We start from the raw sequence: 15942 nt of genomic DNA, 5'->3' as shown, positions 1-15942 counted from the left end.
GCGGCGTTTTGAGCTTTCTCCCTACCTTTCTGCGCCGCTAATTTCCGGCCTTCTTATGCGCCACCGCCGCCTGCTGCCGCTGCTGTTTTTGTCGCTTTTCACCACGTTTTCCTGCTCTAAAAAGACTGGCCAGGAGCAGGCCAGCGCCGCTACCCAGGCGGCAGGCGAGGAAATAGACCCGCAGCAAAACCTGGTCTTCAGCTTCGATGAGCCGGTGGTGGCCCCCACCCAGGCCGGGCGCTGGGATACCACGCGCTATGTACAGTTCGAGCCCGCCATCCGGGGCAAGTTTAAGTGGGCCAATGACGGGCGCGAACTGGTGTTTTCGCCGCTGGCGCCGTTTCGGCCCAGCACCACGTTTGCGGCTAGCCTGCGCCCGGCCACGCTGCCCGCGGGCAAGCAAAAGCTGACCCTGGCCCGCAGCAAGTTTCACACGCCGTTTCTGGAATTGAAGGGCGCGCAGGTGTTTTACGGGCGCAGCAGCCGGGCGGCGGGCACGGCCGAGCTGCGTGCCAATGTGCTGTTCAACTACCCCGTGCGGCCGGCCGACCTGCGCCCGCGCCTGCACCTGAGCCAGGGCGGCCGGCCGGTGGCATTCACCCTCACCAGTGCCGAGCCCGACCGCACGCTCGCCCTTACCCTTAACCAGCAGGTAGAAACGGGCCAGCCGCTGCACGTCGAGATAGAACCGGGCCTAGCCGCCGTGGCCGGCAGCCAGCCCACCGCTAGCCCCCTAGTGGCCGAGGCTGAAGTGCCCGACCAGCAAACCCTGCAAGTGCGCGAGCTGACCGGCCAGGTGCTCAACGGCCAGGCCGTGGTGACGCTGCTCACCAACCAGCCGGTATCGGTGGCCGATATTCAGCCGCTGCTGAAAGTGGAGCCGGCCGTGCCCTACGAGCTGGAGGCGCTGGAAAGCGGCCTGCTGCTGCGCGGCGGCTTTGAGGTGGGCAAGGACTACCAAATCAGCCTCACACCGGGCCTGCGCGGCGCGCTGGGCGGGCAGCTGGCTGAGGCCTTCAACCAGACCGTAAGCTTTGGCAGCAGCGAGCCGGGCATCAGCTTTGCCAGCGCCGACAAGGCCATGTACCTGGGTGCGGCGGGCGCCCGCAACATCGGGCTGCGCCTGAATGAGGTAGAGAAAGTGCAGGTGACCATCGCCAAGGTCTACGCCAGCAACATCCAGGAAATCCTGCGTGCCGACAAGCAGTACGGCTACGACAGCGACGACGAGGACGGCGAAGAAGGTGGCGGCTACGAAGAAGGCCACGGCTACCAATATTATGACCTCGAAAACCGGGGCGACGTGCTCTTTACCCGTACCTACTCCACGGCCGGGCTAGCCCAGCAAAACGGCCTGCACCTGCTCAATCTCAGTCTCAAAGACCTCGAATTCAGCGGCCCGCTCAAGGGCCTGTACGTGGTGCGCGTGCAGGATACCGAGCACCTCTGGCTGCGCGAGGAAAAGCTGGTGGCTCTCACCGACCTCGGCGTGATTGCCAAGCAGAATGCCAGCGGCGAGGCCGTGGTATTCCTCAACTCGCTGCGCTCGGCGCGGCCGGTGGCCGGGGCCACGGTGCGCTTCATCAGCACCAATAATCAGCTCATGGGCACCGCCACTACCAACGCCCAGGGCGTGGCCCGGTACGACAGTGTAGTGGGCTCGCGCCTGCGGCTAGGCATGGTGACGGCCACGCAGGGCAGCGATTTTACCTTCCTGAGCCTGCCCAAAAGCCGGGTCGAAACCTCGCGCTTTGAGGTGGGCGGGCTGACCAGCAACGCGGCGCACTACCAGGCGTTTCTCTACGGCGACCGTGACCTATACCGGCCCGGCGACACCATCCACACCAACGTGGTGGTGCGCACCGACGACTGGCGCACGCCCCCCGCCGGCCTGCCCGTGAAGGTGCGCCTGCTGCTGCCCACCGGCAAGGAATACGCCAGCCTCGGCGAGAAGCTGAGCGCCACCGGCGCCGTGGAGTCGCGTTTCATTCTACCCGCTACCGTGATGACCGGGCTCTACTCGCTGGAAGTGCTGACCGGCAACGACATCCTACTCACGTCCAAGCAGGTGAGCGTGGAAGAGTTCATCCCCGACCGCCTGAAGGTGAGCGTAACGGCCGCGCCCGCCGTGGTGCGCCCGGCCCAGACCGTAACGGCCAACATTCTGGCCCAAAACCTCTTCGGTCCGCCGGCCGCCGGGCGCAAGTTTGAGGTCGAGTTTTCGCTGAAGGAAAAAACGTTTTCGGCCCCGAAATACCCGGATTATTCCTTCCAGCTGCGCACCGGCACCGGCCGCAATGCGTCCACGGTGTCGGGTATTGCCGAGCGCTTTCAGAAGGAAGTGCGCGAGGGCGAAACCGACCCTAGCGGGCGCGGCACCGCCGCCTACGCCCTGCCCGACGTGCGCGACCTTGGCACGCTGGAAGGCGTGGCCTTCGCTACCATCTTCGACGAAACCGGCCGGCCCGTGAACCGGCTAGCCACCTTCGAGGTGCAGACGCAGGCCGTGATGTTCGGCATCCAAGAAGTGAGCGACCTGGTGAGCACGCGCCAGGCTTTGCCCATTAAGCTCGTCGCGCTGACCCCTAGCGGGCGGCCCACGAGCGCCCCGGCGCAGGTGCAAATTGTGCGTTTGCTCTGGGAAACCGTGCTGGAGCGCCAGGGCGGGCGCCTCACATACAACTCGCAGAAGCGCGAGCAGGTGCTGCAAAATGAGAGCCTGACGGTGGACGCCAACAGCGCGCTGACCTTCACGCCCACTTACTCGGGCGAGTACGAAATCCGGCTATTCCGGCCGGGCGCGGCGAGCTACGTGGCTAGCCACTTCTACGCCTACGGCAGCGGCGACACGGCCGGCAACTCCTTCGAAGTCAACAATGAGGGCGAAATAACTATCGAGGCCGATAAGCCCAAGTACGAGCCCGGCGAAACCGCCCAGCTGCTGCTCAAAACGCCCTTCCCCGGCCGGGTGCTCGTGACGGTGGAGCGCAACCGTGTGCTCGACCATTTCTACGTCGATACCGACCAGAAATCGGCTCGGGTCAGCGTGCCCATCCGGGCCGGCTACGCGCCGAATGTCTACATCACGGCCACCGCCATCCGGCCCATCACCGACAACTCGCTGCCGCTCACCGTGGCTAGGGGCTTCGTGCCGCTCACCGTGGAGAAACCCGGCACCCACCTGGCTGTGAGTTTGAAAGCGGCTAGCCTCAGTCGCTCGCAAACCTTCCAGACCATTGAGGTGCGCACCGCGCCCAAAGCCCAGGTGACCCTGGCGGTGGTTGATGAGGGCATTTTGCAGCGCAAGGACTACCGCACGCCCGACCCCTATGGCTACTTCTACCAGAAGCGGGCGCTCGAAGTGAGCGCCTTCGACATCTACCCCTTCCTGCTGCCCGAGCTGGGCACCAGCAGCAGCGGCGGCGACGCGGCCGACCTGGCCCGCCGCACCTCGCCCGTGCCCAGCCGCCGCGTGAAGCTCGTGGCCAAGTGGAGCGGCCTGCTCACCGCCGATGCCAACGGCCTGGTGCGCTATAAGGTGCGCGTGCCGCAGTTCAGCGGGGCGCTGCGCGTGATGGCCGTGGCCTACAAAGACGACGCCTTCGGCAACGCCGAGCAAACGATGAAGGTGGCCGACCCGGTGGTGATTAGCACGGCGCTGCCGCGGTTTATGAGCCCCGGCGATACAATTGACGTGCCGGTGACGCTGACGAATACGACCAAGCAGACAATAAGCGGAAGTGTCAACTTAATGCTATGGAATAATAACGACGATATGGGGTCGCTGAGAGTAGTGCTGACTCATAAGGAGCTTCTAACGATGGATATGCCGACGTTCAGAAGCCAAAGCCGCGACGTGAGTATTCCCGCTAATGCTGAGCGTATGGTAATGTTTCGTATCAATGCGGAATCAGTAGGAAATGACATGATTTCCATTGGTATATATACTACCAAAAACCCTGAAGCACCATTAACCCGAGAAACAACAGAGATGCCCATCCGCCCGGCCGCGCCGCTGGAAAAGCGCACCGGCAGCGGCGAGGTCACGGCCGGCGCACCCGCCACGCTTAACCTGCGCACCGACTTCCTGCCCACCGGCCAGCGCTCGCGGCTGATGCTGAGCCGCTCGCCGCTCACGCAGGTTGCAAAAGACCTGAGCTACCTGCTCGAATACCCCTACGGCTGCCTCGAGCAAACCGTGTCGACTGCGTTTCCGCAGCTGTATTTCGGCGACCTCGCGGCCACGCTGCGCCAGAAAACGGGGGCTAGCGCCAAAGCCCAGCGCTACAACCCCAACTACAACGTACAGGAAGCCATCCGCAAAATAGAGGCGATGCAGCTCTACAACGGCAGCCTCAGCTACTGGCCGGGCGGCGACTACGACAACTGGTGGGCCACCGCCTACGCCGCCCATTTCCTGCTCGAAGCCAGGCAGGCCGGCTTCGCCGTGAACCAGAGCACCCTCGATAAGGTGCTGCGCTACTTGCAGTTCCGTCTCAAGAAGCGCGAAACCGAGCCCTACCAGTATTTCACGGCCGACGGGCTAGCCCGCCAGCGCACCATCGCCAAGCGCGAAATCACCTACTCGCTCTACGTGCTGGCCCTTTCCGGCCGCCAGGATGCCGTGGCCCTCAACTACTACAAGGCTAACCGCCCGCTGCTCACGCCCGATGCGCGCTTCCTGCTGGCCTGCACCTACGCGCTGGGCGGCCAGCAGCGGGCCTTCCGCGAGGTGCTGCCCACCCAGTTCACGCCCGAGAAGTCGCGCCGCGAGCTGGGCGACTCTTTCGCCTCGCCCATCCGCGACGAGGCGCTGGCTCTCAACGCCTTGCTCGAAGCCGACCCTACCAACCCGCAGGTCAACAGCATTGCCCGGCAGCTGAGCCGGCAGGTGCGCCTAGCACCCTACCTCAACACCCAGGAACGCGCCTTTGCCCTGCTGGCCTTGGGCAAAATCGCCCGCAAAAGCCAAGCTAGTACGGCTACCGCTACCATCTCGGCGGGCGGCAAAACGCTGGGCCAGTTCGATGGCAAAGACCTCACGGTGAACAACGTGGCCAACTATCAACTGCTACTGAAGGCTAGCGGCGCGGGCGCGCTCTACTACTTCTGGGAGGCCGAGGGCATCTCGGCCGGCGGCCGGGTGCGCGAGGAAGACAGCTACCTGAAAGTGCGCCGCCAGTTCCTCACGCGCACCGGGCAGCCGGTGCGCGCGGCCAGCTTCCGCCAGAATGACTTGGTGGTGGTAAAGCTCACTATCCAGGCCGCCGACGCGGCCGGCGAGGTCAAGAACGTGGCCATCACCGACCTGCTGCCCGCCGGCCTCGAAATCGAAAATCCGCGCCTGGGCGCCACCCGCGAAATCGGCTTCGTGGCCAAGGCCGACCAGCCCGACTACCTCGATGTGCGCGACGACCGCCTCAACCTCTTCACCACCGCCACGCCCCGGCCCAAGACCTTTTACTACCTGGCCAGGGCCGTGAGCAAGGGCACGTTCAAGCTCGGCCCGGTGAGCGCCGATGCCATGTATAATGCGGAGTATCACTCGTATAACGGGGCTGGCGTGGTGCGGGTGCGATAGAATAGCTCGTTCTAGCGTGTCACCTCACCCCCCGGCCCCCTCTCCGAAAAGGAGAGGGGGGAGCCGACCGCAAGCACACGCAAACAGTCGTTGAAAAGTTGTCAGGCTCCCCCTCTCCTTTTCGGAGAGGGGGCCGGGGGGTGAGGCGACACGCCAGGGCAGCATCCACACAAAAAAAGGCGGCCTGCTCTTTCGAGCAGAACGCCTTTTTGGCGTTACCGTCAGGCTGTTATTGCACAACCAAACGCTTGGTGCTCACCACCTCGCCGGTTTTTACCCGGAAGAGGTAGCTGCCGCGGGCCAGGTCGCCGGCATCGAAGCGAACCTGGTGGCTGCCAGCGGCTTCGTTGCCCACCACGAGGGTGCGTACTTTGCTGCCGAGGTTGTTGTAAACCTCCACGCTCACCGGGCCATCCTGGGCCAGGTAGTAGCTCAGGGTAGTGCTGCCGCTGAAGGGGTTGGGATAGGCGGCCGTTTCCTGGCTAGGCTGGCTGGCATCGGCGAGGGCACCCGACTTGGCGGCCGAGGCCGTGGCCGACTGGCTGGCCGTGGCACTAGCGGCCGCCGGCTGGGTCAGGGCATTGTAGGGCGCGAAGGTGCGGGTAACCACCACCGCGAAGTCGCCACGGGTCACGGGTTGCGTGGGCTTGAAGGTGGCGTGCAGCGTGGGCTGCAAATCGAATGGGCCCTGCGTAACCGAGTAATATGCATTAATCAGGTTCAGCTCCAGGGCCACGCTTACGTAGCCTTCGAGGCCGGCCGGGATGCTGGCGGCGTCATCAATGGCTACTTTCTGGCCATTGACCGTCACGGTTACGGCCTGGCCATTGCGGCCCTGGGCCTGGGTCTGGAAGCCTAGCCCCTGCACCACAGCGTAGGCCAGGTCGGCGCGGCTCACCAGGCCGGTGGGCGCAAAGGTGCCGGCGGCGGTGGCCCGCATCACGCCATCATTCGTGAAGAAGCGGTCGCGCAGGGCGGCACCCTTGGCCGTTACGGCCTCGGCCAGCAGCACATCGGTGCCCGAAACATCAGTAAACGAAACGGCACCGTTGGTGGGCAAATACTGGCGGATTTCCTGGCCCATGAGCAGGTAGTTGGCCAGCTGAATGCGGGTCAGGTTATCGTCGGGCTTGTAGCCGCCGGGCAGGCCATCCACGAGGCGGTTGGTAATGGCCAGCTTGATGGCCGCCTCGGCCGGGTGGCCGGCAATGTCATTCAGGTTGGTGGTGCCGGCCGGGGTCAGGAGCGTGATTTTCCCGTTCACCGCTTCGGGCAGGGCCACGCCGCGCACGCCGTCTACCTTCAGCGTCCAGGTGCCCGCGATGGGCGAGGCCACGGCCACGCTGCGGTCGGTGCTCAGCGTAAAGGTTACGGGCGTGCCCGAGCTGTACTTCACGCCGTTGGGGTCTAGCAGCACCAGGTTGGTGAGGTTGCCGGTTTCGCCGAGCACGCCGGGCGACGAGATTTTGGCCTCAATGCTATTGGTGCCGCTAGCCACCTGAAACGTAAACTGGTTGCCCGCCGTCACGGCCGGGTTGTAGTTCACGCTGAAGGGCAGGTCGGTCGAGATAGCGTTTACGCTGCTGTTGAAGCGCTTGGCCGAGTTCACCGTCGAGCCGAAGCCCGGGGCCCGCATGGCCTGGTCTACGGCGGCGTAGGCGTTCACGTAGCCCGCGCCCACTTCCCACGACTCGCGGCCGGGCATGTTGGTGGCGGTTTTCTGCAGAATGTCCTTCACCTGGGCCGGCGAGAGCGAGGGCTTGGCTTCCAGCAGCAGGGCCACCACGCCCGCCACGTGCGGCGTGGCCATGGAGGTGCCGCTCATGGTGGTGTAGAAGGGCAGCTCGGCGGGCGTGAGGGTGGCGGCGTCGGTTTGAATGCCTAGCGAGGCCACCGGCCCGATTACGCGGGTCGAAACCACATCCACGCCCGGCCCCACGATAACGGGCTCGTTCTTGTAAGTCCAAGTTTCGCCATCGACCGTGAACGTGCCGCCCTGGTTGCGCACCCCGCGCGACGAGAAGCTGGCTAGCAGGCCGTTGCGGTCGCCGGCGCCCACCGAAATCGTCCAGGGCGCAATGGCGTAGGGATTGTGGGTGTCGGCGCCAGGGCCCGAGTTGCCGGCCGCAAATACCACCACCATGCCCTTATCGTACACCTTTTTGGTCACCACGTTAATGGGCGCATCGGGGTTGAAGGCGCCCGAGGTGCCAAACGAGTTGCTGATTACCCGGATGTTGTACTGAAACTGGTGCGTGAGCGCGTAGTCGAAGCCCCCGATGGCATCGAGCACCAGCAGCGCGCCGCCCGAGCCGTAGCCCAGCAGCGAGGCGCCGGGCGCCACGCCCTCGTACTTGCCGCCCGAGCGCGCGCCGTTGCCCCCCACAATGCCGGTGCAGTGCGTGCCGTGGCCCGAGTTGTTGTCAGTGTTAGGCACGCCCTCGATGTAAGTCACCGGCAGCATGTCACTCAGGTTGTTCAAGTTGGTCGAGCCCAGCGTGTTCTGCACCAGGTGCGTGCCATACTTGATGTCGTCGTGGGTGCCATCAACCCCGCTGTCGTTGATGAGCACGCCCACGCCCCGGCCCGATACGGGCGTGCCCCCGTTGCGGGCCGTCACGTCCTTGTCGGTGCGCAGGCGGCGCACGCCGGTCAGGTTGGTATCGTGGTAGTTGTAGTAATCGAGCTGCTTGTTAATGTAGAGCGACCGCACGCCCGGGCTCTTGGCTAGGGCCTCTACCTGCGCCGAGGTGGCGATAACACCCGCCACTGGCAGCGCCCGAAACGTGATGCCTTTGGTGATGCCGAGCTGTTGTAGCAAACTCAATTGGGGCAGCTGCGGGGCCCCGTCGCCGGTAAAAGTGACCACTACCTGCGCCGTGGGGCTAGTGCGGAAAGCGGCCCGCAGCTCAGGGTCTACTGTGGCTTGGCCGTAAGACGTGATTGCCCCGAGGCCAACCAGCAGGATGGCAGTAAAGAATGTGCGCTTCATGTAAAATTGTGGAAATAGGAGGTTGTTTAGGAGGCGAAGCAGCCGGTGCGGCGCGCAGACCCTTACTGCGGGTGCCGTACCGCTGCTTCATGAAGGGTGTCAATAACTTACGGACAGGTATTCGCGCCCGGATTTTTAAATTAAGAAAAAATTCATTTTTTCTTAATTTTTCTTCATAATCTGCCCAGAAATCGCGTTTTTTATTTTTGAAAAAATTTTCGCGGGTATTTTTAGCCGCTTATTTCCTCTGCTATTCAGCAGCCAACTAGCTATCCGCTATTGGCTTGCAACTGTTCAGGCCACGACCAAGGCACTACTGACTTTTGGTACTCACCCGGGTTTTCCAACCTGCTGCCAGCGGCTGGCGGGCCGGCAGCCGTGCTGGTGCAGGCAGCCGGCCTTATAACTTACTGAGCGGGCTGGCTGCCCAGCCTGGCAGGCTGCTTCAGCGGCCGGCTACCTAACTGCCCTATCGCTATGGAAACGCCCGATGCAGACCTTAACTCCTTGCCCGTGGCCCACCCCGATGAGCTGCTGCGCCTGCGGCGCCAGGTGGCGCACCTAGAGCGGCAGCTGCGGCAAGCGCGCCAAAACCAACTGCGGTGGCGCCCCCAGGCCGAAAAAAACCAGGCCGACCTGCTGCGCCAGCTGCTGGCCGCCACCCCCAACCCGGTAGCCGTGCAGGATGCGCACGGCCACCTCATCCTGGCCAACGACGCCTACACCCGGCTGCTGGAGCTGCGCGCCACCCGCCCGGGCCCGCCCGCTAGCCCCGGCCCGGCCCCGCTGGCCGGCGAAGCCACCAGCAGCGAGGAAGCGTATGCGCTGCCCGACGGCCAAACCATCAGCTACCAGGTTGTTAGCAAGGCTTTTATGCGGCCCGATGGCACGCGCTGCCTGCTCACCAACGCCACCGACATTACGGCCCTGAACCAGGCCCGCGTGGCGGCCGAAGAGTCGGCCCGCGCCAAGGAGGCGTTTCTGGCCAACATGAGCCACGAAATCCGCACGCCGCTCAACGGCATTATCGGGCTGGCCCGGCTGCTGCAAGGCACGGCCAGCCCGGCCGACTACCCCGGCCACCTCGACAGCATTCTGACGAGCGCCGAGGGCCTGCTGGTGGTCATCAACGACGTGCTTGATTTTGCCAAAATCGAGTCGGGCACCCTCGACCTGGAGGCCACCCCCTTTGCGGTGGAGGCCGCCGTGCAGCGCGCCGCCAAAACCCTGGCCTTCCAGGCCCAGGCCAAGGGCTTGCAGCTGCACGTGCGCCTGCCGGCCGCGCCCCTGCCGGCGGTGCTGGGCGATGCCGGCCGCCTGGGCCAGGTGCTGCTCAACCTGCTCACCAACGCCATCAAGTTTACCCCGGCCGGCGAGGTCACGGTATCGGCCGATGCGACGCACTACGCGGGCGGGCAGGTGCACCTGCAGTTTTGCGTGGCCGACACGGGCATCGGCATCGCACCCGATAAGTTTGCCGAGATATTCCGCAGCTTTGGGCAGGCGGCCAGCTCTACCACGCGCCTGTATGGCGGCACGGGGCTGGGGCTGGCCATCAGCCAGCGGCTGGTAGAGCTGCAGGGCGGCCGCATCTGGCTCGATAGCCAGCCGGGGCGCGGCAGCCGGTTTTTCTTCAGCCTGCCCTACCCCGTGAGCGAGCAGGCGCTGGCCGAGGCCGAGCCGGCGCCCGTGGCGCCGGGCCTGCTGCGCGGCCTGCGGGTGCTGCTGGTGGAGGACAATGCCGTGAACACCCTGCTGGCCACCTCGCTGCTGCAAGCCTGGCAAGCCAGCGCCGAGGTAGCCGCCGACGGCGAGCAGGCCCTGGCGCTAGCCCTGGCCACGCCCTACGATGTTATTCTGATGGATATTCAGATGCCGCGCCTCGATGGCCTGGCGGCCACCGCGCGGCTGCGCGGCACCCCCGGCCCCAACCAGCACCAGCCCATTATTGCCCTCACGGCCAATGCTTTGCATACCGAGGTAGCCACCTACGGCCCGGCCGGCTTCACCGACTGGCTCGTGAAGCCCTACCACGAAAACAGCCTGTACCTGGCCCTGGCCTACGCCAGCGGGCGGGCCACGCGCACGGCGCCGGCGGCCGTGGCCCAGCCCGCCGCCCCTAGCTACGGCTTTGCGGGCCTGGGCAAGCTGGCCCACGATGCCACCTTCATCCGCAAGATGCAGCAGCTGTTTATCGACACGGTGCCAGCCCAGCTAGGGCAGCTCGAAGCGGCCGTGGCCAGCCACGACTGGGAGGCCGCCCGGCAGGTGAGCCACAGCCTGAAATCGACCTACGGCAACCTGCAAATTGAGGAAGCGCTGCTCTACGCGAAAAAAATCGAAGAAATTTTGAAAAAAAATCCGACCAGCGACAGTCTTCTAAACTTACTACGCGCTCTGCGTCTGCTGACTACGCAATTGGTCGAGGCTTTCGAGCAGAACCTGCAGCCGCCGGCGGCGCTGTAAAATGCGCCCACGGCTTGCCAGGCATTATTTTAAGTATTTATGTCACTTTACCGCAATGTTACGTCGCAATGGCTGGCCGGCGCCGGGCGGCATTTGCCCGGCATTTATTTGTACAATTTAAGGAATACAAGAAGCTCAGCCATTAGGCTATTTTTATTGCGGCCGGCTGTTCCCAATTAAGCAACTTAAGCGTATCTTCCATTCGCTAACTGCTGGCAGCTAGTCCTGTACAGCTTTGGCTTGTTGCCGTAGCCTTCCGGGGCTGTTGGCATAAGCTAAACTAGAGGCGCTCTCAGCGTTCCTTTCCCACCCCCTGCACTGCTGTATCTTTTTGGATTGCTGCCTTTTTTGGTGGCCTGGCTCCTCATTGCCTATGCACGCTACTTTTTTCGGCTAATACCTTGATTTTCAAGCAAATTTTGCTTGTCAAGCGGTGGGGCTTTTTGCCCTGCCAAACTGCCCCGTTTCCCTCGCTCTGTCCTCTGGTTCTGCCCTGATTTCAACCTTAGCCTTCACCATGCCCCACTTCTATGTTTACACTTAAGAAGACGCTGCTCATCATTGATGACGAGCCGGCCATCCGGCTCATTCTGGAACACTACTTTGCCGGCGAGTACGAGGTAGTGCTCACGGCCAATGGCCGGGAGGCGCTGGACTGGCTGCACCAGGGCAATTATGCCGATGCCATTGTAGCCGACTACGAGATGCCCGTGCTCAACGGCCTCGACTTTATCCGGGAGCTGCGGGCCCTGCCCGCCCACGAGAGCGTGCCCCTGCTCATGCTCTCGGCCACCGACGAAACCAGCAAGAAGATACTCTGCCTCAAGGCGGGCGCCGACGATTACCTCGTGAAGCCCTTCAACCCGGAGGAGCTGGAAATCCGGATTCAAAAGGTACTGGGGCGCGTGAGCGTATAGTGCCCCGGCTAGCCCTGTAGTTGCCTATTACCCAACACTCTACCCTACCGCCTTATGGAAGCAGCTATAAACAACCGGGCCCTGCCGCGCCCCTACCCCACGCCCCTGCTACCCAACTGGCTGCTGCGCCAGCCTGGCCCCACCCGGCGGCCCCGCCCCGCGGCAGCCCCGGTGCGGGCCTTTGCCCTGCCCACCCCCAAGCGCCTGTTCGACCTCGTGTTTGCCGGGCTGGTGCTGCTGGCTTTGCTGCCGCTGCTGGCGCTTGTGGCGCTGCTCATCTGGCTGGAGTCGCCGGGGCCGGTTTTTTACTACTCGTACCGGGTCGGGACCAACTACCGCGTTTTTAAGTTCTGGAAATTCCGGTCGATGCGGCCCGGTGCCGACCAGCAGCTGGCGGCCATGAAAGGCCACAACCAGTACCAGGCCGCCGCCGCCACGCCCGCCGCCCACACCTGCGCCTGTGAAGGCAGCTGCCAGAGCCAACTCATTGATAAGCAAGGCCAGCTAGTGTGCGAGCGCCGGCACCGGCAGGCGCGCCGGGCTAGCGAGGAGGCCGCGTTTGTGAAGATTGTGAACGACCCGCGCGTGACGCGGGTGGGAGCCTTTTTGCGCAATACCAGCATCGACGAGCTGCCCCAGCTCTTTAATGTGCTGCGCGGCGATATGTCGATAGTAGGCAACCGCCCGCTGCCCCTCTACGAAGCCGAGAAGCTGACCACCGACCAGTTTGCGGCCCGCTTTCTGGCCCCGGCCGGCATCACGGGCCTGTGGCAGGTGAGCAAGCGCGGCGGCAAGGGGCCCATGTCGGCCGACGAGCGCAAGGGCCTCGACGTGCAGTACGCCCGCAACTACTCGCTGCAAAGCGACCTTCGGATTTTGCTCAGGACCGTGCCGGCGCTTTTTCAGCAGGAGAACGTGTGATGAGACGCTCTTTCTTTGTGCTGCTAGCCCTGCTGGCGGGCGGGCAGGCTAGCTACGCCCAGGCGGCGCTCGAGGTGGCCGCGGCGCCGCCGGTGGCCGCAGCCCAGGCTTCGCCGCCCGATAACAACCTGCGCACCTTCTTCACCGCGCCCGAGGTGGTGCTGCCCAAGCTCTACGAGGCGGCCATTGCCCACTCGGGCGAGATAGCCCGCCTCGACGCCATGCACAGCGTGGCCGAGGCCGACGTGAAGCTGGCCCGCAAGCGCCTGCTCAACATGCTGGCCCTCACCGGCAGCTACACCTACGGCACGCTGCCCTACTTTGCCACCGCCGAAACCAGCGCCTCGCCGGTGTACCAGGCCAACCCCTTCAACCTGGGGGCCAGGGCCCAGTTCTCGACCGGCGTGGGCCTGGCGCTGCCCCTCGACCTGCTGGCCACCCGGCGCACCACCATCATGCGCCAGGAGTACGTGGTGGACCAGGCGGCGGCCCAGCGGCGCACCCAGGAAGCAGCCATCCGGCAGGTGGTAATTGTGCAGTACCAGGCCCTGGCGCTGGCCCGCGCCACCCAGCAAAATGCCCAGGAGGCGCTGCAATCGGCCAACGTGAGCAGGCAGATTGCCGACCGCCGCTTCAAGCAGGGCGAAATTCAGGTCGATGACCAGATGGCGGCTATGGACTACTACAGCAAGGCCCAGCTAGGGTATGAGGAAGCCCGCAACAAGTACCAGACCGCCCAGCTGCTGCTCGAAGACCTCATTGGGATGCCCATTACCTCCATTTCACTCGCCGCCAAATGAACGGACAAGAACTCGTGCGCCGGCTGCTGCGCCACTGGCCGCTGCTGGTACTGGTGCCGCTGACCACCGCCGCGTCGATTTTCTTCTTTTCCCGCTTTCAGGACAAGAAGTACGAGTCGGACACGGTGCTGTATACGGGCATTGCCTCGGGCTACAAAATCGAGGGCGGCAACAACGACAGCGGCCAGGGCTGGCAGGCCACCACCACGGCCTTCGACAACCTGCTCTCGCTCATCAACTCGCGCGATACCCGCGAGGAAGTGGCCCTGCGCCTGCTGGCCTGGCGCCTGCAGGAGGAGGCTAGCCACCCGCCGGCGGCCACCGCCGCGCCGGGCAGCGGCGTGCTGAGCGTGGTGCAAGCCAAGCTGGCCGACAAGAAAAAAACGCCCTTCGACCTCTTGCTGACGCCCGCCCGCAAGGCCCAGCTCACCGGCCCGACCCTGGACGCCACCGTGCAGCGCGTGGCGGCGGCGTACCAGGCCGGGCCGGCTAGCCCCGTTTATAAGCTCGTGAACTCCAAAGACCCGCTGTTTTCGGAAAACGCGCTGCTGACCATCAACGCGGCGCGGGTGAAGGACAGCGACCTGCTGCGCATCGACTACGCGGCCAAGGACCCACAGCTGTGCGAGAAAACGCTGGAGATTCTGACCCAGGTGTTTATTCGCAAGCACAAGGAGCTGTTTACGGGCCAGAACGAGTCGGTTATCAACTACTTCACGCAGTCGGTGCAGAAGGCGGCTGACCGCCTGCGCGAGGCCGAGCAGCGCCTGCTGGCCTTCCACGAGAAGCACAACATCGTGGACTACGACAAGCAGATTCTGTCCTCGACCGATGAGAAGCAGGCGGCGGCCGACAAGTACGCCCAGCTTGAGATGCAGTACGCCGGCGCGTCCTCGACCCTGAAATCGGTGGAAGGCAGCCTGAGCAAGCGCGGCGAGTCGAACCTGAAAAGCCAGGAGATTATCCGGCTGCGCAACCGGCTTTCGGAGTTGAACAACCAAGCCTCGGAGCTGGAAATAATGCAGCAGAACCAGCCCAGCTCGGCCACCGCCGCCCGGCTGGCCAGCGTGCAGCAGGAAGCCGCCAGCCTCGACAGGCAGATTGGCGAAACGGTGAGCAGCTACTACAACGACGCCCACGCCAGCCACGGCGTGGCGGTGAAGGACCTGGTGAGCGACTATTCGAAAAACAACTTGCAGGTCGAAGACCTCAAGAGCCAGCTGGGCCTGATGCGCCGCCAGCGCGAGCTGGCCGCCGGCCAGTACAACCAGCTGGTGCCGCTGGGGGCCGAAATCCGCAAAATCCGCCGCGAGGTGGAGGTGGCCGAAAAGGAATACCTCTCGCAGATGGAAGGCCTGAAGCAAAGCAAATTATCGCAGCAAAACGGCATTATGGCCTCGCAGCTGCGCGTGGTAGACCCGCCCTACCTGCCCACGCAGGCGAGCGGCTCGAAGCTGCTGCTATTGCTTATCGGGGGCTTTATGGGGGCGTTTTTGCTGACCGGGGCCGGCGTGGCCGCTACTGGCCTGCTCAATACCACGCTGCAAAGCCCGGCCTACGCGGCCAAGGTCACGACCTTCCCGGTGGCGGGCGTGGTGCCCAAAATCACGGCCCCCGATGCCCTGCTGCTCGACCAGGCCAGGCGCGCCGAAGACCACCTGGCCCGGCAGCTGCTGCTCAAGTTTCAGCAGCCGCGCCACGCCGGGCGGCCCTACACCATCGGGGTGCTTAGCAGCCAGGGCGGCGAGGGCAAGTCGGCGGTGTGCGCCAGCCTGGCCGCCAGCCTGCGCAAGCTGCATATCAGCACGTTCAGCCTCTTTCCCGATGACCACTCGTTCCAGATTATTCCGAATGACGACACGCTGCTCTACTCGCCCCTGGCGGCCCTGGCGCCGGGCGTGTCGGTGGCCGACCTCACCGGCGACGGGCTAGCCCCCGATTCGGTGGTCATCATCGAGTTTCCGCCGGTGCTCGAAACGGCCTACCCCGCCTCGCTGCTGCAAGACCTCGACCTGATACTGGTGGCCGTGCGCGCCGACCGCGCCTGGCAGCCCGCCGACCGCACGGTGTTTAGAAACATTCAGGCGGTAACCCAGGCACCTATCGAGCTGGTGCTCAATGGCGTGCTGCCCGAGTACGTGGCCGAGTTTATCGGCGCCCGCCTGCGGCCGGCTACCTCGCCCTACCGCCCCGCCCTGCCCGCCCACCCGCAGCAGGCGCTACTCAATTCTTAAACAAAGCTCCCAGATATCAGCTGGCCCCGCG

7 protein-coding genes are annotated in these 15942 nt (G+C 64.3%); 6 read left to right on the top strand and 1 reads right to left on the bottom strand.

Going from position 1 to position 15942, the window contains the following annotated elements; genetic code table 11:
- The first annotated feature begins 55 nt into the window (after positions 1-55).
- Complete coding sequence (locus Q5H89_RS18620; protein ID WP_305020860.1) at positions 56-5581, top strand: alpha-2-macroglobulin family protein; 5526 nt, start codon at positions 56-58, stop codon at positions 5579-5581.
- A gap of 229 nt (positions 5582-5810) precedes the next feature.
- Here the strand turns inward: Q5H89_RS18620 and Q5H89_RS18615 are convergent, their stop codons facing one another.
- A complete protein-coding gene (locus tag Q5H89_RS18615) occupies positions 5811-8573 on the bottom strand; it encodes a S8/S53 family peptidase (RefSeq protein WP_305020859.1) in 2763 nt (920 codons plus the stop codon).
- 477 nt (positions 8574-9050) lie between these two features.
- On the opposite strand from Q5H89_RS18615, the gene Q5H89_RS18610 reads away from it, so the two are divergent.
- The 5 genes from Q5H89_RS18610 to Q5H89_RS18590 all read left to right on the top strand — a co-directional run bounded on the left by Q5H89_RS18610 (position 9051) and on the right by Q5H89_RS18590 (position 15911).
- Entirely contained in the window at positions 9051-11039 is a 1989-nt protein-coding gene (locus Q5H89_RS18610) for an ATP-binding protein (protein WP_305020858.1), read from the top strand.
- Positions 11040-11569: 530 nt separating this feature from the next.
- Entirely contained in the window at positions 11570-11956 is a 387-nt protein-coding gene (locus tag Q5H89_RS18605; protein ID WP_305020857.1) for a response regulator transcription factor, read from the top strand.
- A 54-nt stretch (positions 11957-12010) separates the two neighbouring features.
- Entirely contained in the window at positions 12011-12877 is an 867-nt protein-coding gene (locus Q5H89_RS18600) for a sugar transferase (protein WP_305020856.1), read from the top strand.
- A complete protein-coding gene (locus Q5H89_RS18595; RefSeq protein ID WP_305020855.1) occupies positions 12877-13677 on the top strand; it encodes a TolC family protein in 801 nt (266 codons plus the stop codon). Before Q5H89_RS18600 ends, Q5H89_RS18595 begins: the two co-directional genes overlap by 1 nt.
- A complete protein-coding gene (locus tag Q5H89_RS18590) occupies positions 13674-15911 on the top strand; it encodes a GumC family protein (protein ID WP_305020854.1) in 2238 nt (745 codons plus the stop codon). The genes Q5H89_RS18595 and Q5H89_RS18590 overlap by 4 nt, the downstream gene beginning before the upstream one ends.
- The last annotated feature ends 31 nt before the right edge of the window (positions 15912-15942 follow it).

Origin of the sequence: Hymenobacter cheonanensis (assembly GCF_030581075.1) — a bacterium.
Taxonomy (GTDB): Bacteria; Bacteroidota; Bacteroidia; order Cytophagales; family Hymenobacteraceae; genus Hymenobacter.
Note: the sequence above shows the minus strand (reverse complement) of the source record. Positions and strands in the feature narration are given on the sequence as shown.